Below are 25,708 nucleotides of genomic sequence, written 5' to 3' on the forward strand. Positions count from 1 at the left end.
CTTACTCCTCAAACCTGTTCTCGAACAGCGTCTGTATGGCATCGGCCATTTGCTGTTCATCCGGACCTTCACAGGTCATGACGATGGTACTCTGATGAGTTGCCCCCAGGGTGATGATGCCCATGATGGACTTCCCATTGATTTTCATATTTTCCTTCTCCAGGTAAAGCTCGCTAGCATATTTATTTGCCAACTTGACAATCGATGCAGCGGGCCTGGCATGGATGCCTGCCCTGTTGAAGACCTTTAGTTCCCTGGTGACCATCAAAATGTCTCCTCATTGATATAATACATCTTGCGTGCTGATTCACTCTCCAGCCATTTGAGAACACTTTGGTCGAATTCCTTGGCAGAGTAATACCCGAGCTTTTTCAGTCGCTCGTTTCGTGCTGCAGTTTCAATAATGACCGGAATGTTTCTTCCCGGCTTCACAGGAATTTCCACCTTGGGAATGGAAATTCCCAGATAGGTATCCTCAAGCGTAGCCTCTCCGACCCGGTCGTAGTTCTTCTTTGCATCCCATGGTTCAAGGTGAATGGCTAGCTGGACCTGCTTGCGGTCGCGGATTGCCCCGACACCATAGAGATTGGCAAGATTGATGATACCCAGTCCCCGTATTTCCATATGGTGGGCGAGCAGAGGATTCTCTCCCATACCGATGAGGTAGTTGTCACTGATGTTTCGCAGTTTTACCGTATCATCGCTGATGAGTCGGTGTCCACGTTCAATAAGTTCCAAGGCGGTCTCGCTTTTGCCGACTCCGCTTTCACCGGTAATGAGGACCCCTATGCCGTAGACCTCAACAAACACCCCGTGAATGGTTTGGGTCGGGGCAAAAACCTCGTCGAGGGTCTGGTACAGGCGTCTTGAAAAGTCTGATGAGATGAGATTTGTCTTCAGGATTGCCGTACCGGTCTCTTCTGCAAGTTCGATGATTTTGGCGCTGGGATGTCCGTCATCACAAAATACGCAGCAGGGAATATCATAGCTGAAAAGCTTTTCCACACTCTCAAAGTGCAACTCACTCTCCAGTTTTTCCAAATATACCTGTTCTCCTCGGCCGAATACTTGGATGGAGTTGTTGCTGAACTCCTCAAAGAATCCTGAAAGAGGCAGACCGGGCCGGCTTATCTTACTTGTGGTGATTTTCTTGGAAAGGCCGGTCCTGCCAGCCATGCAGCTGAGCCGTAGGTGGTTATGTTCTTTCAAGTCCAGATCCAATAGGTCCAGAACGGTAAAATCAGGCATGCCGTACTCCTCATCCGTACCTTGTACAAGTACGCATTTACTATACAATTGTTGATGCTCTTTCGCAAGTGCAAAAGGAGGGAGGTAGTAATATACTAGGATTTAAATAGCTCTTCCAGAAATAATTAACTACTTATAATAAATATAGATAAAATTTGGTAATTCAAGAGTAGCTTTGTTCGTTACATTTGTCCATTGACGATTGGTCTGCCAAGCCTTATCCTTAGAGTATGACCATAGTCAAAGGAGGGCTTATGAATTTGACTGTCAGAGGCATCCGTTACAACCCAAGTGATGAGACCCGTGCGTTTTTGGACAAGAAACTCCAAAAGCTGCTATTTGCCGAAGGGTACCTGCATGATCTGGACATCGTGATGACACGAGAAACAGAAGGTCAAGGGTTCCATTTGGACGCAAAGCTCCATTTCTCTTGGGGTACCATCAAGATGGTCAGCTATGATTGCTACGAGCTGTATGAGGGAATCGAATTGTTGACAGACAAGATCGAGGCCACAGCTCGAAAGGAGAAAAGCAAAATCAAGGAACATTAGAACGATGTATCAATCATTGAATAGGGAAGGGGCGCGAAAGCGCCCCTTCAGTCTTAGTTGGTCCCTCTGATGAACGAGGGATCGATATTCAGTTCATTGCGATACTTGGCAACGGTCCGACGTGCCACCGAAATGCCCCGTTCCTTGAGAATGTCCGAGATCTTCTGGTCTGAAAGAGCCTTTTCTCCCTGATGCTCCTCAAGTATTTGGCGGATGGTTTCCTTTGCTGCCTGTTTGGACAGCTCCGCACCTTCTTCCCCTACCGCGTTGCTGAACAGTTTCTTGACGGGGATGATGCCCCAGTCGGTATCAATCCATTTAGCGGTAGAAATTCTGCTTACCGTCGTCTCGTGCACTCCAATCTGTGCAGCAACTTCTTTTTGCGTCAACGGCTTTATATATTGAGGACCGAAGAGGAAGAAATCCTGCTGCCAAGTCAGCAACACTTGGGCCAAACGATATAATGTCTGGTTGCGAACCTGAATTTGAAAAATCAGAGAATTGGCGCTCTTGAGTTGGTTTTGAATGTATTGCTGTGCTTTTTTTGCCTCATCGGTGTTGCCCAAATCCTCTGCCAATGACTCAAACTCCGTATTGACCCTGAGGTCGGGAAGTGATGAGTTGTTCATGCTCAGCACCAGTTCCCCATCCTCAGCCTTGATGCTGAGGTCGGGGATTACAAACTGCTGCGGTCCACTGGCAAACCCTTGGCCGGGAAACGGTGTTAGGGTTTTTAGGAAAGAGTACAGGGCATCGAGCTCTTCTTCATCGATACCCAAATTCTTCGCCACTTGACTCTGCTTGTTCGCACGCATCAATTCAAGGTTGTCATTGACCAATGCCTTGAAATGCTCCATATCTGCATCCTTCAGCCCTTTGAGCGTAGCTTGCAGAATGAGCGATTGTCTCCAATCCTTCACTCCAACGCCTGCCGGCTCAAACTGATGAATGATTTTCAAAAGCTTTTGCAGATGTACCGCTTGCGCTGAGGTTAAAAAATCCGATGGGTCTTCAATGAAGAATCCGTTGGAATCAATATTGGTGATCAGGATTTCGCCTACGGTGTACTCCTCATCGGTGAGTGATTCACAGCCCAATTGACTGAGTAGGTGTTCCTGCAAGGTTTCCTCTTCAGAGAGGGCATTTTCCATGAACATCTGCTGGCGATCACTTGCTTCATTGTCGTATCCGCCATAATCGCTGCCGTAGCTGGAAGAGTCGGAATAGGTGTCGTCGCTGCCGCTGGACTCCTTTTTCTGCTTTTGCTGCGCAAAGCGTTCATATGAGACTTCCCAGCTGGAAGGCAACTCGAGTGCTGGGTTCGATTCTATTTCGCTCTTGATTTTCTGTTGCAGTTCAGCCAAGGGTAGGGCCATCAGCTCGAATGATTGGAGCAGTTGGGGGCTGAGTTTGAGTTGCTGTTTCTGGGAGAGCGAAAGGTTTGGTGAAAGTTCCATCAAGATTCCTCCCCAAATTCTTGTCCAAAGTAGATATCTCGTGCGATTTGGTTGGAAAGCAATTCTTCACGGCCTCCCGACACAAGAATGGTGCCAGCGTTGATAATATAGCTGCAGCTGGTTATTGAAAGGGTATCGCGTACATTGTGGTCGGTAAGCAGTACCCCGATGCCCCGAGCTGCAAGAATTCTGATGATGGCCTTGATCTCATACACTGCTTTCGGATCGATACCGGCAAAGGGTTCGTCCAGCAGGAGGAACTGGGGATTGGAAGCCAATGCACGGGCGATTTCAGTTCTCCGACGCTCCCCCCCGCTTAGGGTGTATCCCTTTTGTTTTCGCACTTGATCGATACCGAATTCACTAAGCAGTTCATTGACACGATCTTCCTGTTGCGCATGGGAAAGATCTCGTCGAGTTTGGGCAACCAGACGGATGTTGTCCTCCACGCTGAGCTTGCGGAATATCGAAGGTTCTTGCGGCAGGTAGGAGAGCCCCCGCTTGGATCGCTGATACATCGGCAATTCGGTAATATCCTCCCCATTAAGGAGGATGGTTCCCATCTTTGCCTTCAAAAATCCAACAATCATATAGAAGGTTGTCGTTTTTCCTGCTCCATTGGGACCGAGAAGGCCGATGATTTGGCCGGATTGCATTGAGAAGGAAACATCCTTGACAACTTCCTTTTTCCCATAGGCTTTAGCAAGGTTTCGTACTTCCAGGACGCTGGTGAAGAGTTCAGCCATTAATGACCCCCTTAATGGCGCCATCCATGGAAATCTCCTCAGTCTCGAGGTCCACCGTGATGCGTTCTGCTTCATATCGGTCACCGGACCAGTCGATGGTTGCCTTGCCTTTGAGTTCAAGTTCCTGCCCGACGCGGTCAAAGCGCAGTGCATCGGATTTGCAGACCATGGCCCCGCTGTCGGTATGTTTAAAGAGACGGACTTCCACCTGCAGGAGTACTTCCCCCTTCTGTAGGGCGAACTGCAGGACGAAAGCCGTGGCATGGACCTGGTTGATGCTGTCATCCAACTCCACAAAGCCATCAATGAGGATTAACTCCTCCTCCCTGTCATAGAACAGATTCTGAGCCAAAACCTGAATGCCACGCTCGTTGTCGATGAGTCTGACAGCCTTGGTGCAGGTGACATAGCGAAAGTCGCTGCCTGAGAGAACGATTTGGTCGGCTTTGAGTTCGATCGAGCCGCTTTTGATCTGGGCACCGCCGCCGAGTGTGATGGTTTGGAAACCCTGTTGCATGCTCATGCGGGTGCTCCCGCCGGAAAAGCTGATCTCATTCGCAAAAAGCAGGGAACACACCGATAGGACGCACATCAAAAGGCATAGTCGCTTCATAGGAGCACCACCCCCTCAAGTACCTGCTCGAAGGTAACGATGGAAGTAGCAAGATCCGCCCTAAGCCCGATGCCCCGCACGCGTTTGTTTCCCTCGTAGGTGACCGTGACTTCTGTTTGCTCTTCACTGACCAGCATTTCTGAGTCGTGGAGCCATCGCAGATGTTCAGCCTCGATGAGGAAGTTCTGGTCGATTTTCTCGACGCTCACCGCTCCTTGCAACTGTGCATCGTAGCTCTGCAAGTCAACGGTTGCTGCATCGGCAGAGCCTTGCAACACAAGAGTTCCTTGAGCATCCTTCTGAGAAAATGTCAGGTCGGAGACAACCCCTGTATGGGACTGGTCGTAGAGGGCAATCTGGCCCGCAACGACCGTGAGGGGAGTATCTTCTCCTCTGTCAAGAACGTAGGTTGCGTTGGTCAAGACAAGGTCCGGCAGTTCCACCGAGCGCACCAATGCGGCCTGCTCGGGGGAGAGTGAACAGGCAACAAAGAATAAGGATGCAAGAACCATGCCAAGAAGCTTTTTGCTCATACAGTGAGTATACAAGCGCTATCGGCTTTGGGCAATCTCAATCTTGGCTCTCTTCTGAGAGGATTCGTTCCACTACCGGCAGGTATTGCTTTTGTGAACGTCTGAAATACAGCCAGACACCGACAAATCCCAGACCTATGAAAGACAGTGCCAAAAGGAAAGAACTTCCTTCCGAGAAATTCAGCATCTGGGCAAGGTAGTACCCGATAGGAAACAGGGCGAGGGGAGCTATGAGTGTGATGAGCGTCCCGATAATGGTTCTTGAGGGTTTGAGATAAATCTGGATTGATTGGCCTGACTGTACAGACAGCTCATTTTTGTTCCATGCTTCAAATCGCTTGCCCTTGGTATTGCAGAAAGCTTCTCCCTTGCAGCCATTGCAGGCTGAACTGGTACAGGAGACTTCCAGTATATCTGGTGAAAGAATTTTAGTTACGGTTACAATCTCATACATGCTTATTCCTCCTTACCCTCTACCGGGATTCGTATGGTTTCGATTGCAGTGGCTTTGCCGTCATCGGCTATATCCACCAGAACGCCGACCAAAGCCAAGTCATCCCAGCACTCTTGACTGCGGGTGGGAATCTGGGTGATGTACTTCTCTATTTCCACTTTGCTATCAAACCCTCCGACGCTGAGCTGGCTTCCGCATCGGCCATTGTCCGAGATATAGGCAGTGCCACCCTTTAGGATAGCCGCATCGGCGCTGAGGACTTTGGTGTGTGTGCCGATTACCGCACTCGCTTTTCCATCGAGCATAAAGCCCATCGACAGCTTTTCAGCAGTCGGGGAAGCATGGAACTGAACCAAAGATATGGCTTGGTCTTCTTTTGCCTTGTCTACCAAAATCTGGGCAAGGCTGAAGGCATTGGAGAGGTGGGTCCTGGGGAAATCGGCATTTCCCAGAATGTTGATGACACAGACTTTCTGGTCCTTGACCGTCAGATAGCGAACCCCCCGTCCAGGATTCTGCTGTGGATAGTTTGCAGGTCTCAGAATGGATGGGTTCTTGGTGATAAACTCCACCATGTCCAACTTATAATACATTTTCTCACCACCGGTGATTACATCAATGCCCAGTTTGAGCAGCTGCATGCTGTGCGCCCGGCCCAAGCCGAACCCGCTGGTTGCCCCCTCACCGTTGGCGATTACCAAATCTATCTCGCGTTCCTGTCGCAGGGGCCGAAGCGCATCCTTGACTGTCTTGATGCCCGCCCTGCCGACAATTTCACCTAAAAAGAGTACTCGTATGCTCATGTTCCTACAGTACCGAGTTTTTCCATGGGAAGGCAAGGCTTGTCGTGCTACAATTATCCCTAGGGGGAAAGCAGTGGCAGTACGTTGGTTTCAGAGAGCCTTCAAGCGGATTATCCAGAAACGCATGGTGGAAATGCTGGCAAGCAGGTCCTATACCTTGAACCATGAACCGATGCATTTGCTCTTGAGCGAAAGCGATGAGCGTTCGGTGGCGAAGCGCCTTGTTGCAGAGATGACCCTCGAGGAAAAAATCTCCCTGCTGTCGGGCTTTGAAGAATTCTGTATTCCCGGTGTTGAACGTCTTGGATTGAAACCAGTGTGGACCAGTGACGCCACACTCGGCTTACGGGGGTGGAAGGCAACGGTAACCGATTTTCCTGCCTCCGTTGCACTTGCCGCCACTTTTGACAATGAGCTGCTCAAGCAGGTGGGCAGTGTAATGGGGTATGAGTGCAGGGCCCTTGGTGTGGGTGTGCTTCTTGGACCGGGAGTGAATATTGCCCGGGTTCCGGTGAATGGGAGAAACTTCGAGTATTTCGGAGAAGACCCCTACCTTGCTTCCGAGATGGCTGTGCACTATATCGCTGGTGTGAAACAGTATCCGGTGATTACAACCGTCAAGCACTTTGCGTGCAACAACAGTGAGTATGACCGGCACAAGTCCAATTCGGAAGTGGATGAGCGAAGTCTCAGGGAACTCTACCTGCCGGCATTCAAACGAGCCATTGAAGCTGGCTCGCTGGGCATTATGACCAGCTACAATCAGGTCAATGGCTCCTATACCAGCGAACACCCCTATTTGATCGAGGGTATTCTGAGGGGGGAGTGGGGCTTCGATGGTTTGGTGGTCAGTGACTGGAATTCGTTGTACAGCACCGATGGGGCATTGAAACACGGAGTGGACTTGGAAATGCCCCAAGCCAAATATTTTACCAAAGAACGGGTGCTCGATGCCCTCAGACGAAATGTTGTTGTCGAAGAGGACCTTGATGCAAAGGTTCTTCATCTGCTTACTTCCTATGAGAAGGCGGGATTGTTTACTGCACCGATGGCGGACCCTTGCTGCAAGGTAGGGTCCCCAGAGAGCCGAACCATCGCTTTGAAGGCGGCCTTGGCGGCACCGGTGCTTCTGAAGAATGAACGGCAGGCTCTTCCTCTCTCTGCCTCGATGAAGCTCTGCATTGGGGGGAGCAATGCCTTCAGGGTAGCCCAAGGTGGTGGTTCTTCGATGATTCAGCATGAATCAGAGCCGGAGACTTTCGCTTACAGAATGCAAGGCAGCGGGGCAACGCTGCTTCCTGCACGTTGGTACGCCCATGCCAAGGAGAAACAGCGAGTACGTGCATGTGATGCCGTGGTGCTGGTGGTGGGGTTTGACCATATCGAGGAGAGTGAGGCGTACGACCGACCTTGGACGCTCGGTGAAAGTGACAGAAAAGCCATCGATATGGCTGTTAAACTGAACAAGCGAACGATAGTGGTGGTGCAAAGCGGCTGTGCGTTGGAGATGGAGAGTTGGCAGGATGGGGTAGCGGCAATGCTTGCCACTTCGTTCCTTGGCTCCTGCACTGCCCAAGCCCTCCAGTCTCTTTTACTGGGCGAGGTGAGTCCTAGTGGGAAGCTGCCCTATACCCAGGCCCGCCATGTGCATGACTACCGTTCGATGCGTGCCTACCCCAAGGATTTTGAGGCCGTTACCGTTGCAAGACTCAAGAAGGGGCAGGGTGATCCGGCAGTACGAGCTGTAGAGAAGCTGTGCTACACCGAGGCTCTGATGGTAGGCTATCGCCAATTTGATACCGAAGTCACCGAACCCTTGTATTGTTTCGGGCATGGGCTGAGCTATAGTACCTTCTGCTATGGGCATCTTATGGTGGATGAGCTATCACCAGGTAAGTGGCAACTCTCGTTGACGGTTACCAATACCGGCAGTTTCCCTGCTTCTGAGGTGGTACAGCTCTATGTTCATGCTCTGGAGCCTGTTATTTTCCGTCCTTTCCAGGAACTGAAGGGATACCAAAAAGTGTTTCTGGAACCAAATGCTGAGAAAGAAGTACAATTCATGGTGGATGCAAAGGCTTTTGAGCGTTGGGATTTGAATGCGTGGAAGTTTGTTTCCGACGAGGGGCAGTACGAACTTCGGCTTGGGTCGAGCAGCAGGGATATCCGGCTTACGGCAGTAGTGGAATATAAAAACAGGAAGCCATGAAAACCATGACTTCCTATTCAATTGAGCCCGGCGGGGTTCGAACTCACGACCTTCTCCTCCGGAGGGAGACGCTCTATCCAGCTGAGCTACGGGCCCAAAGCTCTGTCATCGTACGGCAGAGGGCTTGGCCGTGTCAAGGGGACATGTGGGAAATCCTATGACAGGAGAAAGAAAGTTTATAACATGATATAATATAAATATATATAAACATTTTATTGATTGATATAGTCCTCTATTGAAAATCAATATAGACAACTCTTGACACTTGTTTCTTCTCTAATTACACTCTCAACTATAAGGGAATGATTACCATGAAACACACAGTGAAGAAAGTAGGACAGCGAGCATTGCTCCTTTTTGGGTTACTTTCCTTTGGTGTGTCCACCCTGTTCGCTTCTCCCTTATCGTTGACCAACATCGAAGTCAGGGGTCAGATGCCTGTCCAAGAGATTTTTCGGGTAGAGCAGAACCAAAACGCTTTGAATTTCAACCTTGCAGATAGCCGGAACAGTATCGTCCAGGTAGGATCATACACCTTGGTTTCCAACAATGCCATTTCGCAATTCAGGATGGCCATCCGTCCGGGCGAGTTTGGCGACCAGGATCAGTTTGCTTTTATGCTGGATCAGAATGAACCGTTGCTGGACGGCCAGCTTTCAGTAATACCCTTCAGCGTACGGGTAACCAGTGATATTTCCAGGGCTGTGAGTATTTCAGGCAGCCAGTCTATGCAAAAGGACCTTGGAGTGCGTGGTGTCTATGCCAATAATGAGACGATCCTCTACGAAACCGGTGAGATTCTCGCCGAGATTCCCGATTTCGATCCCGACCTCTACGCAACAGGATGGTATTCTGCGGCCATCCAACTCAGTATTGAAGTCCTCTAGATAAACTGCTCATCAGTAAAGAATTCGTCTTCGTCGTCATCCTCATGAAACTGCACTTTCAATAAGTCCCGCAACCATTGATGGTCGTCATCCTGTTCAATTTCTTCGTGGCTTTCTTCCTCGTGGCTTTGTGCAAGCCAGGTTTCCAAGGCAACCAGGGCTTCCTTGCTTGCAAAACAGGAACGCTCCGAAGAGCCGAAGGGCTCGGCCATCCCGTTCAAGAGGAAGAAGGGACACTGACGGCAATGTGCTGACAATTGACAGAAATGCATAACCTGGGAATACCATTCTTGATTATTCATGAGCGTAGCATACTCCATGCCCCGCTCTTTTTCCACTCTCTTCGTGCGTTGTTGTTTGACTAGCCTACCACCGGGGATTAGAATGTCTGTAGAGCTAGAAGAGGAGTAGTAGATGAAACCGACACTTTTGGTATTAGCCGCCGGGATGGGAAGCCGCTATGGCGGGATCAAGCAGATTGACAGCGTTGGAGATCATGGGGAGACATTGCTCGACTTTGGTGTTTATGACGCTCAGAAAAGCGGTTTTGAAAAAGTAATCTTCATGATTCGCAAGGATATTGAAAAGGATTTTCGTGAGCGGCTGTTCGACCGCATTGCAAAGAATATGGATGCTTCCTATCTCTTCCAGAGTCAGGATTCACTGCTTTCTGAAGAGCAGAAGCAACTTGCGGGCAACCGCAAAAAGCCTTGGGGCACCATTCATGCAGTTCTCTGTGCCAAGGATACCATCAAGGAACCCTTTGCCGTCATAAACGCCGATGACTATTACGGACGGGAATCATTCTCCATTTTGGCAGAACATCTAGGTTCCTTGGAGAGAGGCAGTACCGAGCATGCAATGGTAGGCTATGTGCTGGATCACACCATGAGCCGTAGCGGTACGGTGAGTCGGGCCATCTGCAATGTACAGGATGGGTACTTGGTCGACATGGAAGAGCACACGAAAATCGGGTTTGCAGGTGAGAATGTGGTGAGCCATCGAGAGACCGGGGATCTCCAATTGACCGGTAAGGAATGGGTTTCCATGAATTTCTTTGGGTTTGCACCCTCTGCTTTCGAGAGTTTCTCATCCTATTGGGGTGAGTTCATCCAGAAGAATAGTACCCACGAAAAAGCTGAATGTTATCTACCGAACGGTGCAAGCCGAATCGTTACGAACCATGAAGGCAAGATTCGGTTCTACAACACCCAAGAGAGCTGGTTCGGTATGACCTACAGCGAAGACAGGGAGAATGTTAAGGAGCAGTTAGCCAAGAAAGTCAGAAGCGGCTATTATCCTGAAAAGCTCTGGAAGTACTAATTAGGGATGTTTCTTTTGTTGTTTTTGCGTTACATCCGATAGTCCGGCCCAAGCAGCTTCCTCGATGGGGGTGAATCCCTCACCGAGGACTTTGTATGCCTCTTGCACAACCATGAATGCAAATGTGTCGTGGCGATGGACAATATTGGTAAGTGCTCCGAGTTTGTTGTTGGAAACCACGGTCATGATGACAGGACGATCAAAGCCGGTGTACATGCCGCTGCCGTAGAGAATAGTGCCCCCGTGTCCCAGTTCCTTGAGGATTTCCTGTTCGATCTCCTTACGTTTTTCGCTGATGATGAACACTGTTTTTGCCGATCTGGTACCAAAAGAGAGTACAACCTTGTCGATGGTAACACCCACGATATACACGGTGATGGTGGCGTACAATGCCATTTCCAATGAAAAAATAAAGGCACTTGCAGCAATGATGACGGCGTCTACCAGGAAGAGGGCCGTCCCGGTGGAGAGCGGAGTATACCGCGCCAGAATCTGGGCAAGGATGTCAGTCCCCCCGGTGTTTGCCCCGCTGCGAAGTACAAGTCCCACTCCCAGTCCCATCAAGACTCCGCCTGAAATCGCCGAAAGCAGAATGGAGAGCGGATTTGTGTAATCAAGAACCCCGTTGTACCCTGCCAAAGCATTGATGAGTGAAGTGAAGAGGGAAAGCAACACCGTCCCCGCCAAGGATTTGATGCCGTATTGCTTGCCGAAGATTGCAACTCCGAGCAGAAAGAGAGGTACTGAGAGAATGAAAATGGACAAGCCGGTATCCAGTTTGAAGGTATGGTACATGATGATGGCAATACCGCTCACCCCTCCGCTGGCAATTTTGGCCGGTGAAGAGAAAAGGGCGATGCCGAGGGCGGTAAGGAACGACCCTGTCGTAATATAGAAGAGTTCCAACAGATGATAATGGCGTTTGGTCATGCTCTTAGCATAGTCCTTGTGTTCTGATTTTTCTACTGTTCAGCGACCAAGCTTGTCACTGAGTTTGCCTTCCCAGCACTGCAGATGCTCAAACAGTTTCCCGATGTCCGATTCAACAATGAGTGCTGCAAAATGATCGGCTTTGAGAAAGCCTTCTTGTACGCTGTGCTCAAGAAAAGCCAACAGGGAGTCGTAGAAGCCGGCAATATTGAGCAAGGCTACCGGTTTGGTATGGTAGCCCAGCTGCAACCAGGTGTAGACTTCCAATATCTCCTCGAATGTACCGATGCCTCCGGGCAGTGCCACAAAAGCATCGGCAAGTTCATACATGGTCGCCTTGCGTTCATGCATGGTAGGTACGACTATCAAGCGTTCTTCAACCTGATGCAGACGGACATCACTTCGGTTGAGAGCTTGGGGCAATACTCCGATCACTCTTCCTCCCAGTGAATACAGGCTTTCTGCTACAATGCCCATGAGTCCACGGTTTCCACCCCCATACACCAGCGTAACATGCTGGTGATGCATCTGTTTTCCCAGTTCCTGGGCTGTTTCTTTGTAGAGTGGATTGGCTCCCTCGCTGCTTCCACAAAAAACGGCTAATGTTTTTATCGTATTCATGGTAGCTAGCGTACTGCTATATAAAAGGTATGACAACAGGGCGGTAAAGTGGGGTTACATTACGCTCATTTGCTTGTTATAATGAGGTGAGATGTGTATGATGGGTGTAACGAACGCAGGCTTGAAAACGTCGTTGACCCCGTTAGGGGTTATGAATAGGAGTTATGCACTATGAGAACGAAATTCATCGCTTTATTGACAGCCCTGGTCTTGTTACCAGCCGTATTGTTTGCTGTCCCGGTCGTTGTGACCTGGGAGTGGCTGCTTGAAGATCCGATGGTCACAACTTTCCGGTATCAGGTTGATGGAGAGGCTGACGACAAATGGAACGTCGTTGATTCTTCTGTCACAAGCTATACCGAACGTGGTTTGGATGGGGCTCTGGCACACACCCTTTACTTGCAACAGTCCTATGATGGCGTCAATTTCAGCGGCAGTGCAATCTCTGTAGCTGAGCCGATGTTCCCGGTGGTTGAAGAGTTGCCGGTCATTGCCGAAGAACCGGCTGTTGTTGCTGAACCCGAAGTGATTGCCCCCGTAGCTGAAGAGATGCCGGTAGTTGCGGCAGCTGAAGAAGCCGAGGTAATTGCTGTAGAAGAGGTTGTTCCTGTTGCCGAGGAAGTGGTTGTTGCAGAAGAAATCGTCCCGGTTGCTGAGGAAGTAGTGGTAGCTGAGGAAGTAGCTCCTGTTGCTGAAGAGCCGGTGGTCGTAGCAGAGGAAGTTGCTGCCCCTGTAGAATTCATTGCAGTAGAACCCGAACCTGCAGTTGAGCCTGTCGTTGCCGCTGAGCCTGTTGCTGCTCCTGTTGAGCCGACCAAGGAAAAAGCTGAAAGCAGAAAGTACACCACCCTCACCTTGGGTGGAACGGCAAACTTCCAGAGTCCGGCCTTGACAGGGTATGGAACTTTGAATCTGCAAGCAGGTGTTGGTCTTCAAATGAATAACCTGATGACCTTCAATGATAATCTTGGCTTGGGTGTTGATATTGAGCTGATGTACTCCCCGTATAAAGTATCCACGTATGGTTGGCCTGCCGCTGTAGGGGATGTCTTCAAGTTTGATTTTGCTACAGCATTCAGCAATCTTGATCATGCAGTTACTCTCTCGATTGCTCCGATGTTGAACATGGAGTTCGGCAAGGTTGCCTTCGACCTTGGTGTCGGTGGCTTCTTCACCTACGGTCCGTCCGTGACTGCCGACAAGATGCTCTACGGTGCTTTTGCCAAGGCAGCGTTCGAGTACAAATTCAACAAGGTCTTCAGCATGGGTGTTGCAGGCAAGTATGGATTTATTCTCAGCGAAGGTACTCCGATGCCACAATTTGCTGAAGGAACGGTCTACATGGGCTTCTCCTTGTAACAAGGTTGCCCATTCATTATAGAAAAGAGCCCAGCAATGGGCTCTTTTTTTCACACAGTGCCTTGACCTCACTTCTTTGGTATGGCTATCATAGAACAAGATAGTGTAAAGGTTTCTTCCTCGTTGCAGGTGTGAGTATGTATTGTTCACCTGTATCACTTGCCTGTACTAGGTAAAAGGATGGTTAGCGTTTTTATGAAAGCAGGCCGAGTGCAAGCATGCATCGACTATATCAAGTTCAATCATGAAGCAGAAGGTTTCGAATTTCCCCAGGAGGAGGAGCAATCGATACGAGGCGTCCTCGAAGGCGATGAGAACGCCGACGAGTTGATTCAATCGTATATTGACAGCCATGCACTCTCAATAGAGTATGTACCTCCAGCTGACGAATTTTCCTTCTATCCCCACACTTCCTCCTTGGTCAATTACTTTTCGATCAAGGAACGCTCGAAGCTCAGAAGAGTGGAAGCTTTTATGGCAAACATCCGTTCAGCCGAAATACTGACCGAAACGGTACAAAATACCTATGATTTCGAATATCTCAAGTCCATTCATGAAAGAATGTTTGGTGATGTATATCCCTCTGCGGGAATGATCCGTACCACCGTTGCCGCCAAACGCACGGTATTCTGCAGTCCTGAATATATCGATAGTGCAGCAGAGGACATTTTCACCCGACTGAGAAAAGACCGGTACCTAGCCAACCTCGACCGCGAGACCTTCATCAACGACCTTGCTTTCTATATGGGTGAAGTTGAGGCGTTGCATCCCTTCAGGGATGGGAACGGAAGGGCTGCCCGACTATTTTTCTATCAACTCTCAATGAATGCAGGCTACGACATCGATTGGTCTCTCATTGATGCCGACCGTCTGCTGGAAGCTGACATCAGCGCCATTGACGGAGATTATCAACTTCTGATCGACGTCTTGGAAGAAGTCGTCATTTAGTGAAAGGCGGCAGTGCCGCCTTCGCTTTTCTGCAAGGAGTACTGTACATGACAAGAATTGCATTTTTCGATACCAAACCCTATGACAAGGTTTGGTTTGACCAGTTGTCTGGTGACCATACAGTTCAAATTACCTATTTTGAATCGAAATTGAACGAACGCACTGCGGCTTTGGCCAAAGGGTATGAAGTCGTATGTGCATTTGTCAACGATACCATTACAAAGGCCGTCATCGACGAATTGTACGATGGGGGAGTACGCCTGTTGGCCATGCGTTGTGCCGGGTACAACAACATCGACTTCAAGGCAGCCTTCGCTAAGATTCATATCGTACGAGTTCCTGCCTACTCGCCCTATGCAGTGGCGGAGCATGCCATGGCCCTGCTTTTGAGCGTGGTACGACAAACCCATCACAGCTACGTAAGAACCCGTGAATTCAATTTCAGTCTCAACGGATTGGTAGGGTTTGACCTCCATGGTAAAACCATCGGAGTGGTGGGCACAGGCAAGATAGGCAAGGTTTTCATCGACATCTGCAAAGGGTTTGGCATGAAAGTGCTTGCCTATGATCCCTATCCGGATCCGAACCTCAGCGTGACCTATTGCACCTTCGAGGAACTTTGCCGGCAGTCGGATATTATCAGCCTGCATTGCCCGCTTACCGAACAGACATTCCACCTGATCAATCGTACGTCCATAGCCCTTATGAAGGACCAGGTTGTCTTGATCAATACCTCGCGCGGTGCATTGGTGGAAAGCCAGGCTTTGTTGGACGGCATCAAGAGCAAAAAGATTGGGGCTGCCGCTTTGGATGTCTATGAAGAGGAAGCGGAAGTCTTTTATGAGGATAGAAGTACTACCATACTCGATGATGATGTGCTGATGCTGCTCATCTCCATGCCCAATGTTCTGGTAACCAGTCACCAAGCATTCCTGACCAAGGAAGCTCTCCATAATATCGCCCAGACCACCCTTGGAAGCATCGATTCCTTTGTTTCAGGACAGGTAATGGAGCACGAGATTTGTTATCAGTGCGATACGTGTAAGAAGGTTATTGGTCAGCGTTGTTTTTGATTCGCTCATACGCCCAGATTTGGTCGACGGCAGTGAAGAACCCCTGTTTGAGGAGGAACTGATCTGTCGTCTCGCAAAGCTGCTCATACAATGCATCCTCACACTCAATCGATCCTTCCAAAGCCCCTTCATCGTTGATAACCGTGAAGAGGAGCTTGTTCGCATGTTCCTGATGCTCAGCAAAATAGAGCTGGCATGCTGGTTTTTCCAGATACATGGTCAAGTAGAGTTTGCACAGCTCGATGGTCCGGTCGTCCAGATTGCTATCGAGCAGAAGGATTTTTTCTTTCAAACCGGCTGCAGTCGTGACCAGACGCAGTGTGTAGGATTCAAGTCCCTGCTTGCCGGTAACAGATCCATCGAGTTCGCGCACTTCCGACTGAGGGGCGAGCAGCAGTGCAATCTGTTGCTTCTCATCGACAACCAGCAACTCATGCAGCACGGTGAACTGTTTGGCGCACGATGGGCAGGTCACCGAAAAAAGTGAATCGGTGAGAATGGCCAATTTCTGTTTTGGTTGCTTGGCCAAGTCTACAAACGGATGCAACGTGTGCTTCAGTTCCTGATGGCAATGAGGGCAGGTCAGCTTTGCTTCTTGCATAGCGAGACTCTATCATAGGTGGACAATGAAAAGGAAGCTCCCTCGCGGGAGCTTCTCTTTGTTATTTCTTACGTACCGCCCGAATGACAGGCTTTGCGTCCTTGGCCGTAACTACGGTCCTATGCTTGATCAAGAAGGTGTAGTGAATCTTCTGGTCTCTCGCAAAATCTTCGGCGATGGTGCTGGCGGTGATGTCCTGGACATCATACTCATCGAGCAACCGTTCATCGAGACGGAATTTGCGGAAATTGTTGCTGAAGATCAACGTACCCTTCGGATCGAGGTGCATCATGCATGCCTTGATCAGGCGCATCTGGTCCCGGTCCACATCGAAGTTCTGCCGTCCCTTGCCGTTGGAGAAGGTTGGGGGATCGCAGAAAATCAAATCGTAGCGGTCGTAGGTGTCGAAAAGGAACTCAAGACAATCACTGCGATAGAAGAAATGATTCATGTCAGTGTAGCCGTTGAGCTGCATGTTCTTGACCGCCCAATCGAGATAGGTTGAAGAGGCATCAACACTTACGGTGCTCAACGCCCCACCTTTCGCCGCCTGTACGGTGGCAGTTCCCGTGTAACAGAAGAGGTTGAGGAAGCGCTTGCCTTCAGCCATCGAGGCAATCTGATTGCGGATGGGCCGGTGGTCGAGGAAAATGCCGGTGTCGATGTAGTCGGTAAAGTTAACCAGATACTTCACCCCGTTCTCATTGATGATGTAGAACTTGTCGGTACTGGCCATTTTCTCGTACTGCTTCTCACCCTTCTGCTGGGTGCGCTGTCTGACGTAAATCTGTTCACGGTCGAGGCCGGTTGCCCGCTCCGTTGCATCGATAAGTTCACCCAGGCGCCTCAGAGCGTCTTCGGGATCGATGGTCTCAGGTGGTGCATACTCCTGCAGGCTGATATATCGATTTTCATACAGGTCGATTGCAGCACTGTACTCAGGCATGTCCGCATCGTAAATGCGATAGCAAGTAACGCCTTGCTTTTCCATGATCGGTTTGAGGTTTGCCAAGTTCTTGACCAGACGATTATACGCCATCTGGGCTCCGTCGCTGAGCGGCAGGGCAAGACGTTCCTTCTTGCGTTCTATGGCTCGCTCGATCATTTGTGCTCGTTGCTCATCCGTGAAGACGTAATAGTGTGCGATCTGACAGGTCACTCCACCATTGTTGACGGTATTGGTACGGTCGGGCTTCATGTCGACGTGGCTGAGCAGTTCCTGCCGGCCGCAAAGAATGGCGACATTCCAGCCTCCGAACAGCGTACTGATCTTGTTTCCCATTTGGCGATAGAGCACTTCCAAATCGGTATCGCTCTCCATTCTCAGACCATACGGGGGGTCGGTGATGATATACCCGATACCCTGGGGAACATCTTCTTTCTTGATGGTCCTGAAGTCCTTGATTTGGAAATCGATAAGGTGGTCGACCTGGGCGAGTTCAGCATGCCTTTTGCTGATGGCTACCGCTTTTGGGTCGCTGTCCCATGCATGGATGACAATCTTGCGGGATTTTGCCTTCTCTGCTCGCTCCGTTGCCTCGTCCACTATTTCCTCATAGATGTCAGGGTCGTGGATGGGCAGATTGAAGAAGTTGAAGCGCCTTGCGGTCACCAACCCCGGTGCCCTATCGGCTGCCCAGAGGGCTGCTTCAATGGGAATGGTTCCCGAACCACAGAAGGGATCGAGCAACATCGGCACTTCTTCACCCTTTTCCAGCTCTTTGCGCCATTCACTGCGGTAGATTACCGAACAGGTAAGGTACTCACTGAGCACGGCATCAGTCTGCGCTACGCGGTAGCCCCTGCGGTGAAGCCCGCGACCGGAGAAATCCACATACCAGGCGACTTTGTCCCCGTCAATGTGCAAATGAAAGACCACGTCGCTGTTCTCGGTATCCACCAAAGGTCTTTCCCCTTCAAATTTCTCACGAATACGGTCGACGATGGCATCCTTGAGACGGATGGCTGCGAAGTGGGAATTCTTCATGTACGGACAATTCTTCACTGTCTCGGTTACCGAGAAGGTGATATCCGGGTTGACCCAATCCTCCCAAGGGATCTGCTTGGATGCTTCATACAGTTCGTCGGCATCGAGGATGTCTTCGTCCTCGAAGAGACCGAGCAGGACTCTGGTCGCAGTCCGCGACCAGAGACAAAAACGGTAGGCGCTGGCCAGGTCGGCTGAAAATTCAACCCCCCCGCTGATTGTCTTGATGTCGGTAGCCCCTGCTGCTTTTGCTTCTTCCTCGATGATGTCGTTCATGTAGAGGGCGGATGTGGCGAAAAAAATCATACAGTATCTCCTCCTGCCTCTGATAACAGGTGTTCCAACTCGAAACGTTCGTAATGGTAGTGGGTGTTGCAGTTTACGCAAACCAACTCCAAGGGGAAGGGACCGTTCACAAGAATGTCCTTCTGTTCCTCCTTGTTCAAATGCTGTAAATACCGGGTGTACTGCTCGCGTGAGCAAGGACAGGAGAAAGCCATGAACTGGCTGGCTAAATGGCGAACCTGATAGGTTTCAAACTGCTTTTCGACATACGATCGGATGGTCTTTCCTTCTGCCAGATAGGCACCGATGGACGGCAGCTTGGTAGAAAGGTTCTCCAATTCTTCCAACACTCCCTCATCGCAACCCGGCATTGCTTGCAAAAAGAGGGCACCACTTCCACTTACTTGCCCACTTTTATTGAAATTCAGGGAAAGCATGAACATCGAGGGAGTCTGTTCGGACTGCTGATAGTGCAAGGCCAAGTCTTTTGCGAGGTCCCCGTAGGCCATCATGGTCTGGCCGGTGAACGGGCTCTTATGCCCTTCCAGGATTTTTGACACGGAAATGAAGCCCGGTCCATACAATTCATTGAGGTCGAGGCTTTTCAGGCTCTCCTTCAGCGGGATGGGATTGTGCTTGAGGTATCCACGCACAGCTCCCACCGCCCAGGATTCTACGAACACCCCTCCGATGGGGCCTCCGCAATCAATGCTCAGCTGGATGCGGTCATTTCCTTTCACGGTGGCGCTGAGAAGGCCCCCGGCAAGGTAAGCCTGCCCTAATACGTACGTTTCCAGCAAACCCAGCTCATGATTCACTCGCATTTGATTGATGAGTTTTGTTGCCGAAATTGCAGTAACGCGTATTTGGTCGTTATGCAAAAGAAACACCTCGCGCCCATCGTCAGGCAGGGCGGCCAGGTGTTCTTGTAAGTCTCTATCTTCTATCTTTTTCTTTATCATACGAGAGCAGATTAGACAATGACCTCACTTTTTGCAAGAGCTTGGAACTCGGTTCCATTAATTACTTCATTCTCCAGCAATTTTGCTGTGATTACCTCAAGAGCCTTGCGGTTTTTCTCAAGGTTGGTCCGTACAATCTGGTAGCGCTCGTTTACAATCCGTGCCGTTTCATCATCGATGTATTCCTGAGCCTTCTCAGAGTATTCACGAGCACCCGCAACTCCAGCAAATCCGCTTTGGGTGGTGGGCAGGGTGATATTCCGATACCGTTCGCTCATGCCGAATTCGGTAATCATGCGGCGGACCAAGTCACTGGCTCGGGAAATATCGTTGCCCGCTCCGGTGGAAATCTCTTGGAATATGACTTCCTCGGCGGCACGTCCACCAAGGAGGGTGTCGATATTGCCCAAGAGCTCGCTTTGGCTGAGCAGGAACCGGTCCTCAGTCGGGTATTGCAACGTATACCCCAGTGCCCCGAGGCCTCGGGGAATGATGGATATTTTGCTTACCGGTTCTGCCCCCTCGGTCATGAAGGCGGTAAGGGCATGGCCTGTCTCGTGGTAGGCGACCCGTTCGCGTTCTTTTGCGTTGAGCAGCCTGCTCTTGCGTTCAAGACCTGCCACTGATTTCTCAATCGCTTCCTCAAAATCGGCTTGGATTACCTGCTTGCGGTTCTGCCTGACGGCCATCAGGGCTGCTTCGTTGGCAATATTGGCAAGGTCTGCACCTGCCAAGCCTGCAGCACTTTGGGCAATTTTACGAAGATCGATATCGTCGCCGAGCTTGATGTTGCGGGTATGGATTTTAAGAATGGCGAATCTACCTTCCAAATCAGGTTTGTCGATCAGGACCTGACGGTCGAAACGACCGGGTCTGAGCAGGGCAGGGTCAAGAATTTCAGGTCGGTTGGTTGCAGCCAGAATAATGACACCGGTACGGGAATCAAACCCATCCATCTCTACCAACAGTTGGTTCAGCGTTTGTTCGCGTTCATCGTTGCCGCCCATTCCTGCCGAAACCCTCGACCGTCCGATGGCATCGATTTCGTCGATGAAAATGATACACGGCGAGTTCTCGCGAGCCTGGCGGAAGAGGTCTCTCACACGAGCAGCACCAACACCAACGAACATCTCGACGAAGTCGGCACCGCTCATTTTGAAGAAAGGAACCCCGGCTTCGCCTGCAACAGCTTTTGCCAGAAGGGTTTTTCCTGTTCCCGGGGGACCGACCAGCAGGACGCCCTTGGGAATCTTGCCCCCGATTTCCGTATACTTGTCAGGATGTTTGAGAAAGTCGACAACTTCCTCAAGCTCATATTTACTTTCATCGGCACCGGCTACGTCGTCAAAACGTACTCCGGTATCGCCTTCTGCGACAATCTTTGCCTTATTTTGGTTGAAGGAGAGCACCCCTTGACCGCCTTGTCCTCCCATCTTTGAGAAAAGGAAACGCCAGATGAGCATAATGAAGACAAAGGGAAGTGCATAGCTGAGCAAGGTGGATAAAATGCTTGGCTTTGCAGGAGGTACTGCATAAAACTCGATGCCCTGCTCCTCAAGGAAGGGGATGAAGGTCGGGTCCTCCACCTTGTAGGTGCTGAAAGACTGCAGCAGACTTGCAGCATTGGAGTCACTGGTTATTGAGCGAAGGTCGGTGAATACCTGATCCTTTGCAAAGGGGTACCCGATGTAACGCCCCTCCTCGATGGCGACCCGCTTGATGGTCCCGTTCTCGATAAGCGTTTTGAATTGGGTGTAGTCAACCGAGTATACGTTCGACTGCCTGGTCACCATAAACGTGTTCAGGGCAAGAAAAAGCAGGAGGATGATGAAGAAATACCAGAAGGAGAAGGTAAACTTTTTCTTATCCTTACCTCCCGATTCATTCAGGTGTACCCCAGGTTCTATATTGAACTTTTTCTTGAAAGTCTCTTTCCAATCTTTTTCATTCTTATTGTCTTTGCTCATGCGTATGGTTCCTTGTAGGGAGCCTCTCGTATGGCTCCAATGGACTGAATATACTCTTGGAATTGTCAATCGGCAACAAGGTCGGTATAGTAATAGACCTATGAATACCAAAGAGGTGGTGCTTATCACCGGAGGGGCCAAGCGCCTTGGCAGAGAGATTGCTCAGTATTTGGCTATGTCCGGATACAGGATTATTGTGCATTGCAACCAGAGCACGGAACAAGCAGAGATTCTTGTCGAGGAGCTTGCCGCACAAGGCTGTGAAGCGTTTTCCATCCAAGGTGACCTCTGTAAAACAGAACATATCCCGCAATTGTTTTCTCAGGCTTTGCAAGCCTTCGGTCAAGTTGACCATTTGATCAACAACGCCTCCCTGTTCCCTTCCAAAACCATGGATGAGACTGATTTTGCCTTGTTTGAGCAGGTGATGGCGGTGCATAGCACAGCACCATTCTTTCTGGCTAAAGAGTTGTATCAACATTTGAAAGCTCGGTCGGCGAAGGGGTCGGTGATCAACATGCTGGATACCAAACTCTCCTCTCCCACAGCCTCCCGACCAGCCTATTACTGTGCCAAGGGTTCGCTTGCCTACCAAACAAAAGCCCTTGCGGTGGCACTTGGTCCCACGCTTCGTGTCAACGCTGTCTCACCAGGTCTGGTACTCAGTAATGGGGACGATGCCTATTTTGCCAAGGTGGGCCAGCAGATTGCGCTCAAGAAAACGGGTAGTGCACTCGATATTTGTCAGGCTGTTTCGTATCTTCTTGAAGCCTCATTTGTTACTGGCATGGAGCTTTGTGTCGACGGCGGACAAAGACTTTTGTAGTTTATGTGTAGTTGGCCCTGCAAGCGTTGCCGTTTGCCATCCTAATATACGATAGTAGGGTAGTTATTCGGATATTTTGAGGAGCGTATCGAGATGCATATGCACAATCATAGACGTTTGGCAGTCCTTTGCTTGGTGCTGTCCACAACTATACCTTTAATGGCTCTTCCTCTTGAGGACTTACTGGCGCAAGCTTTGGCAAAGAGCACCAGCATGCAGAACTTGGAATACTCCAAGCAGAAGGCCTTGCTTACCGTAGGGCTCAACCAAGTCGAGGATGAGCTGGGAATTGCACTAAGCAGTGGGGAAGTAACCGCCACGTATAGTGATGCCACGAGTTCCTATATCTTCAATACAACAGGCTTGAATGCTGCATTTTCGCTCCCTAATGACGGCAATACAACCATCAATGTCTCATCGGGAGCTATCGGCATTGATGCACCGTATTCGTATTACTCAATTTCTCCATCGGTATCTGCCAGTCATACCCTTACCTATGGCTATACTGCCGACAACAGGAAGAGTCTGCTCAATCGGCAGACCGAGGTGTTGGCTCTCAGCTCCTATGAATCAAACAAGTTGACCTTTACGACAAATCTGTACACTCAGATCGATTCCTTGTTGGAGAATGAGAAGTCGATCAAGCAGACTGAGAAAGATTTGGCCGATTTGAAAACAAGTTTGGAGCAGAATCTTTCGTTGAAGTTGATTCGTCAGGAGAGTCTTGTCTATCAGGCACAGGAGCAGGCGATTACGTTGAAAGAGGCAACCCTGAACAACCTTCAGTCGACCAGGGAGCTGCTAAAGAAGCAATTCACCCTGCTTTCGGGCTTGGCTTGGGAGGGTGTTGAGGAAATCGGGGAACCCGATCTCACCTTTGCTTCCAACCCCATGGGAAACAGCAATGTTTCACTGAAAGCCCTTGATTTGGATTTGGCAAAGGAAGATCTTGCCCTGAAGAAGGCTGAATTTACCAATAAGCAAGTAGTGTTGAATGGTGGAATATCCACCCAGAACTCGTCGACTGCGGCAGAAAAGCTTACAGCCTCCGCTTCGGCTACCCTCAAGGCAAATAATTTCTCAGCAAAGGCAGGATTGCAGGGAACCTACAACTATTCAACCAATGGCTTTTCCCCTTCCTTGTCACTCTCCGGCTCCTGGAACAACAATACTACGCTCGCCACCGATTCCTTGACGTTGCAGAAATTGGAAAATGAAGTCCTCATTGCCGAGCTTGCCTACCAAACAGCATTGAATGACTATTTGCAGAGTGCTGCAACATTGGAGAGCAATATTGCAGGATGGAACATGACCTATGCCTTGCAGAGCCAGTCGATGGAGTATAATCTGGCACTGTTGAAACAACAGCAAACCCTGTTTGAAAAGGGACTTGCTACCAAGGCGGACGTCGATGACGCAGCATTTGCTGTTGAAATCGATACCTATACGCTATCGACTACCTTGCTGGATGGACTGAAGCTTCAAAACCAAATCCGCGCATTGCAAATCTAAGGGAGAATTGATTCCATGAACGATATTCCGAACGAACTCAACACCGAACACCAAGTAAGAAACCAACTACGCAAAAAGCTTCGCCGTCAGCGCACCAAGCGCCTCATTACCACCTTTGTTATTCTTGCTCTCATCGTGTTCGGTCTCTATGTGTATACCTTCTACAAGGAGAACAACCGATTCCCTTGGGCCGAAGTGAAAGAGCAGGTATCCTCTGTGAAGGAAGTGGAAGCCAAAGTATATGAAAATGTATTTTCCACAACCATCGACTTGTCAGGGTATGTGGAACCGATCGAAATCCAGAAGGTCATCCTCCGTGCAGCCGGGGCTGTGACTGACGTCTTCGTGAAGGAAGGCGATCAAGTTAAGAAAGGTGATGTGCTTATTGCTCTGGACAACACCAGCCAGCTGTATGAAGTTGCCAATTTGCAGGCTGAATTGGAACGCATCCAACTTACCGGTAGTGAACGAGAGCTGGAATTGACTGAGCTTCGGCTTAAGTCGGCGATGAACCGTCTCGACTACACCAAAGCTATTGCCAACTTCGACGGAGTGGTCGCTGAGGTGAATGTGAGTGTGGGCGATTACTTTGACGCAGGTTCCTCCGCAATGACAATCATCGACCGCTCCAGGCTGAAGGCAACCGTGGAAATCGATGAGATCGACATGCAATATGTCAAGCTCGGGCAGAAAGCCACCTTGTATTTCGACTCTTATCCCGACTCCTCCCTGGAAGGGGAGTTAACGTATATTCCCATGCTCGGCCGTTACACCAACCAAGGCATCGGGGTCATGGATGTAGAGCTTACCATCTCCGATCCCCCCACCTCCATCGCCCCAGGGTATACATTCGAAGGCTCGATCACCAGCGAAGGTGAGACAAAGCTGGTTCTGCTTCCCCAAAGTGCGGTGACTACTTCCCGAGGCAGCAGTTCGGTAACAAAGAAGCTTGCAGATGGAAGCACTGTCAAAGTTACCGTGGCCGTCAAATATTTGGGTGAAGGCATCAGCCAGCTGCTCAGTGGGGACTTGAAGGTAGGTGATACCGTTGTCATCAGACGTACCGACACTACTGCAGGTGCCTTCGCTGCCATGAGTGGTGGTGCCGGCGGTGGTCCCGGCATGAGGGTATTCTAATATGGCTGAGAGTGTAATACGGCTGGCGGATGTCAGACGGTACTATGTCATGGGGGATTTTGTAGTCAAAGCTCTCGATGGCGTGACTGTTGACATCAAGCGGGGGGAGTTCACCTCGATCATGGGTCCTTCGGGAAGCGGCAAATCGACGATGATGAATCTCATCGGATGTCTGGACACCCCCACCAGTGGTTTGATCGACATCGATGGAGAAAACACCGCTGGACTTAACGAAACCGAGCTTGCCTACATCAGGAATCGAAAGGTTGGGTTTATTTTCCAGCAATTCAATTTATTGGGAAAACTCACCGCGTTGGATAATGTCATTGTACCGTTGCTCTATGCAGGGCTTTCAGTACATGAACGCAAAGCAAAGGCTATACAGGCCCTGGAGCGGGTTGGCTTGACTGACCGGCTGTACCATCGGCCGAATGAACTCTCCGGTGGCCAGAAACAGCGGGTTGCCATTGCCCGGGCTTTGGTGAATGACCCTACCATCCTTTTGGCTGATGAACCGACCGGTGCTTTGGACAGTAAGACAGGAAACCAGATTATGGAACTTTTTGAGGAACTGAACAGCGAGGGCCGGACCGTCATATTTGTCACCCACGATCGTGAACTAGGCATGCGCTGCCATCGACAGATCCGTATCAGAGACGGAAAGTTGGAGGAGTGA

Annotated in this window: 26 protein-coding genes and 1 tRNA gene; 11 read left to right on the forward strand and 16 right to left on the reverse strand. The window is 50.0% G+C overall.

What is annotated here, in order from left to right; genetic code table 11:
• Position 1: 1 nt before the first annotated feature.
• Positions 2-265 carry an HPr family phosphocarrier protein gene (locus SPIBUDDY_RS03905; RefSeq protein ID WP_013606459.1) on the reverse strand — a complete coding sequence of 88 codons (264 nt, stop codon included), beginning with the start codon at positions 263-265 and terminating at the stop codon, positions 2-4.
• Positions 265-1,248 carry an HPr(Ser) kinase/phosphatase gene (gene hprK / locus SPIBUDDY_RS03910; RefSeq protein ID WP_013606460.1) on the reverse strand — a complete coding sequence of 328 codons (984 nt, stop codon included), beginning with the start codon at positions 1,246-1,248 and terminating at the stop codon, positions 265-267. The genes SPIBUDDY_RS03905 and hprK overlap by 1 nt, the downstream gene beginning before the upstream one ends.
• A gap of 230 nt (positions 1,249-1,478) precedes the next feature.
• Between hprK and SPIBUDDY_RS03915 the strand changes: the two genes are divergently transcribed.
• Positions 1,479-1,799, forward strand: a complete 321-nt coding sequence (locus SPIBUDDY_RS03915; RefSeq protein ID WP_245523807.1) for an HPF/RaiA family ribosome-associated protein — start codon at positions 1,479-1,481, stop codon at positions 1,797-1,799.
• A 53-nt stretch (positions 1,800-1,852) separates the two neighbouring features.
• Here SPIBUDDY_RS03915 and rpoN read toward each other — a convergent pair whose 3' ends face one another.
• Genes rpoN through SPIBUDDY_RS03945 form a run of 6 tightly spaced genes read right to left on the reverse strand, consistent with a single transcriptional unit; the run spans position 1,853 to position 6,405 of the window.
• Positions 1,853-3,256 carry an RNA polymerase factor sigma-54 gene (gene rpoN, locus SPIBUDDY_RS03920; RefSeq protein WP_013606462.1) on the reverse strand — a complete coding sequence of 468 codons (1,404 nt, stop codon included), beginning with the start codon at positions 3,254-3,256 and terminating at the stop codon, positions 1,853-1,855.
• Positions 3,256-4,002, reverse strand: a complete 747-nt coding sequence (lptB, locus tag SPIBUDDY_RS03925; protein ID WP_013606463.1) for an LPS export ABC transporter ATP-binding protein — start codon at positions 4,000-4,002, stop codon at positions 3,256-3,258. Before lptB ends, rpoN begins: the two co-directional genes overlap by 1 nt.
• A complete protein-coding gene (locus SPIBUDDY_RS03930; protein WP_013606464.1) occupies positions 3,995-4,615 on the reverse strand; it encodes a hypothetical protein in 621 nt (206 codons plus the stop codon). The genes lptB and SPIBUDDY_RS03930 overlap by 8 nt, the downstream gene beginning before the upstream one ends.
• Entirely contained in the window at positions 4,612-5,148 is a 537-nt protein-coding gene (lptC, locus tag SPIBUDDY_RS03935) for an LPS export ABC transporter periplasmic protein LptC (RefSeq protein ID WP_013606465.1), read from the reverse strand. The genes SPIBUDDY_RS03930 and lptC overlap by 4 nt, the downstream gene beginning before the upstream one ends.
• Before the next feature lie 37 nt (positions 5,149-5,185).
• Complete coding sequence (locus SPIBUDDY_RS03940; RefSeq protein ID WP_013606466.1) at positions 5,186-5,602, reverse strand: SoxR reducing system RseC family protein; 417 nt, start codon at positions 5,600-5,602, stop codon at positions 5,186-5,188.
• A gap of 2 nt (positions 5,603-5,604) precedes the next feature.
• Positions 5,605-6,405: a TIGR00282 family metallophosphoesterase gene (locus SPIBUDDY_RS03945; protein WP_013606467.1), complete on the reverse strand. Its 801-nt coding sequence runs from the start codon at positions 6,403-6,405 to the stop codon at positions 5,605-5,607.
• Positions 6,406-6,478: 73 nt separating this feature from the next.
• On the opposite strand from SPIBUDDY_RS03945, the gene SPIBUDDY_RS03950 reads away from it, so the two are divergent.
• Complete coding sequence (locus tag SPIBUDDY_RS03950; protein ID WP_013606468.1) at positions 6,479-8,614, forward strand: beta-glucosidase; 2,136 nt, start codon at positions 6,479-6,481, stop codon at positions 8,612-8,614.
• A 22-nt stretch (positions 8,615-8,636) separates the two neighbouring features.
• Here SPIBUDDY_RS03950 and SPIBUDDY_RS03955 read toward each other — a convergent pair.
• Positions 8,637-8,710, reverse strand: a tRNA-Arg gene (locus SPIBUDDY_RS03955).
• Positions 8,711-8,925: 215 nt separating this feature from the next.
• Between SPIBUDDY_RS03955 and SPIBUDDY_RS03960 the strand changes: the two genes are divergently transcribed.
• A complete protein-coding gene (locus SPIBUDDY_RS03960; protein ID WP_013606469.1) occupies positions 8,926-9,501 on the forward strand; it encodes a hypothetical protein in 576 nt (191 codons plus the stop codon).
• On the opposite strand, the gene SPIBUDDY_RS03965 is transcribed toward SPIBUDDY_RS03960, so the two are convergent.
• On the reverse strand, positions 9,498-9,803 hold the full coding sequence (locus SPIBUDDY_RS03965) for a hypothetical protein (RefSeq protein ID WP_155816048.1): 306 nt from the start codon (positions 9,801-9,803) through the stop codon (positions 9,498-9,500). The genes SPIBUDDY_RS03960 and SPIBUDDY_RS03965 overlap by 4 nt on opposite strands.
• A 112-nt stretch (positions 9,804-9,915) precedes the next feature.
• Between SPIBUDDY_RS03965 and SPIBUDDY_RS03970 the strand changes: the two genes are divergently transcribed.
• A complete protein-coding gene (locus SPIBUDDY_RS03970) occupies positions 9,916-10,824 on the forward strand; it encodes a nucleotidyltransferase family protein (RefSeq protein ID WP_013606471.1) in 909 nt (302 codons plus the stop codon).
• Here the strand turns inward: SPIBUDDY_RS03970 and SPIBUDDY_RS03975 are convergent, their stop codons facing one another.
• Together SPIBUDDY_RS03975 and SPIBUDDY_RS03980 are read right to left on the reverse strand one after the other, a co-directional pair.
• On the reverse strand, positions 10,825-11,754 hold the full coding sequence (locus SPIBUDDY_RS03975) for a YitT family protein (RefSeq protein ID WP_013606472.1): 930 nt from the start codon (positions 11,752-11,754) through the stop codon (positions 10,825-10,827).
• Between the two features lie 39 nt (positions 11,755-11,793).
• A complete protein-coding gene (locus SPIBUDDY_RS03980) occupies positions 11,794-12,375 on the reverse strand; it encodes an LOG family protein (RefSeq protein WP_013606473.1) in 582 nt (193 codons plus the stop codon).
• Between the two features lie 171 nt (positions 12,376-12,546).
• On the opposite strand from SPIBUDDY_RS03980, the gene SPIBUDDY_RS03985 reads away from it, so the two are divergent.
• From SPIBUDDY_RS03985 to SPIBUDDY_RS03995, 3 genes are all read left to right on the forward strand, one after another.
• Positions 12,547-13,734 carry a hypothetical protein gene (locus SPIBUDDY_RS03985; RefSeq protein ID WP_013606474.1) on the forward strand — a complete coding sequence of 396 codons (1,188 nt, stop codon included), beginning with the start codon at positions 12,547-12,549 and terminating at the stop codon, positions 13,732-13,734.
• Positions 13,735-13,929: 195 nt separating this feature from the next.
• Complete coding sequence (locus SPIBUDDY_RS03990; protein WP_245523808.1) at positions 13,930-14,682, forward strand: Fic/DOC family protein; 753 nt, start codon at positions 13,930-13,932, stop codon at positions 14,680-14,682.
• 47 nt (positions 14,683-14,729) lie between these two features.
• Positions 14,730-15,755 carry a 2-hydroxyacid dehydrogenase gene (locus SPIBUDDY_RS03995; RefSeq protein ID WP_013606476.1) on the forward strand — a complete coding sequence of 342 codons (1,026 nt, stop codon included), beginning with the start codon at positions 14,730-14,732 and terminating at the stop codon, positions 15,753-15,755.
• On the opposite strand, the gene SPIBUDDY_RS04000 is transcribed toward SPIBUDDY_RS03995, so the two are convergent.
• From SPIBUDDY_RS04000 to ftsH, 4 genes are all read right to left on the reverse strand, one after another.
• Positions 15,733-16,356, reverse strand: a complete 624-nt coding sequence (locus SPIBUDDY_RS04000; RefSeq protein WP_013606477.1) for a CpXC domain-containing protein — start codon at positions 16,354-16,356, stop codon at positions 15,733-15,735. The two genes, SPIBUDDY_RS03995 and SPIBUDDY_RS04000, sit on opposite strands and share 23 nt — an antisense overlap.
• A gap of 61 nt (positions 16,357-16,417) precedes the next feature.
• The gene (gene rlmKL / locus SPIBUDDY_RS04005; RefSeq protein WP_013606478.1) at positions 16,418-18,649 is read right to left on the reverse strand and encodes a bifunctional 23S rRNA (guanine(2069)-N(7))-methyltransferase RlmK/23S rRNA (guanine(2445)-N(2))-methyltransferase RlmL; all 2,232 of its coding nucleotides are present in this window, start codon (positions 18,647-18,649) and stop codon (positions 16,418-16,420) included.
• The gene (locus SPIBUDDY_RS04010) at positions 18,646-19,590 is read right to left on the reverse strand and encodes an Hsp33 family molecular chaperone HslO (protein WP_013606479.1); all 945 of its coding nucleotides are present in this window, start codon (positions 19,588-19,590) and stop codon (positions 18,646-18,648) included. Before SPIBUDDY_RS04010 ends, rlmKL begins: the two co-directional genes overlap by 4 nt.
• An 11-nt stretch (positions 19,591-19,601) precedes the next feature.
• The gene (gene ftsH, locus SPIBUDDY_RS04015) at positions 19,602-21,557 is read right to left on the reverse strand and encodes an ATP-dependent zinc metalloprotease FtsH (RefSeq protein WP_013606480.1); all 1,956 of its coding nucleotides are present in this window, start codon (positions 21,555-21,557) and stop codon (positions 19,602-19,604) included.
• Between the two features lie 100 nt (positions 21,558-21,657).
• On the opposite strand from ftsH, the gene SPIBUDDY_RS04020 reads away from it, so the two are divergent.
• The 4 genes from SPIBUDDY_RS04020 (at position 21,658) to SPIBUDDY_RS04035 (ending at position 25,708) form a co-directional block, all read left to right on the forward strand.
• Positions 21,658-22,383, forward strand: a complete 726-nt coding sequence (locus SPIBUDDY_RS04020) for an SDR family NAD(P)-dependent oxidoreductase (protein ID WP_013606481.1) — start codon at positions 21,658-21,660, stop codon at positions 22,381-22,383.
• 93 nt (positions 22,384-22,476) lie between these two features.
• Positions 22,477-23,895: a hypothetical protein gene (locus tag SPIBUDDY_RS04025; RefSeq protein WP_013606482.1), complete on the forward strand. Its 1,419-nt coding sequence runs from the start codon at positions 22,477-22,479 to the stop codon at positions 23,893-23,895.
• A 15-nt stretch (positions 23,896-23,910) separates the two neighbouring features.
• Entirely contained in the window at positions 23,911-25,032 is a 1,122-nt protein-coding gene (locus tag SPIBUDDY_RS04030; RefSeq protein WP_013606483.1) for an efflux RND transporter periplasmic adaptor subunit, read from the forward strand.
• Between the two features lies 1 nt (position 25,033).
• Complete coding sequence (locus tag SPIBUDDY_RS04035) at positions 25,034-25,708, forward strand: ABC transporter ATP-binding protein (protein ID WP_013606484.1); 675 nt, start codon at positions 25,034-25,036, stop codon at positions 25,706-25,708.

This window comes from Sphaerochaeta globosa str. Buddy (assembly GCF_000190435.1).
Classification (GTDB): domain Bacteria; phylum Spirochaetota; class Spirochaetia; order Sphaerochaetales; family Sphaerochaetaceae; genus Sphaerochaeta; species Sphaerochaeta globosa.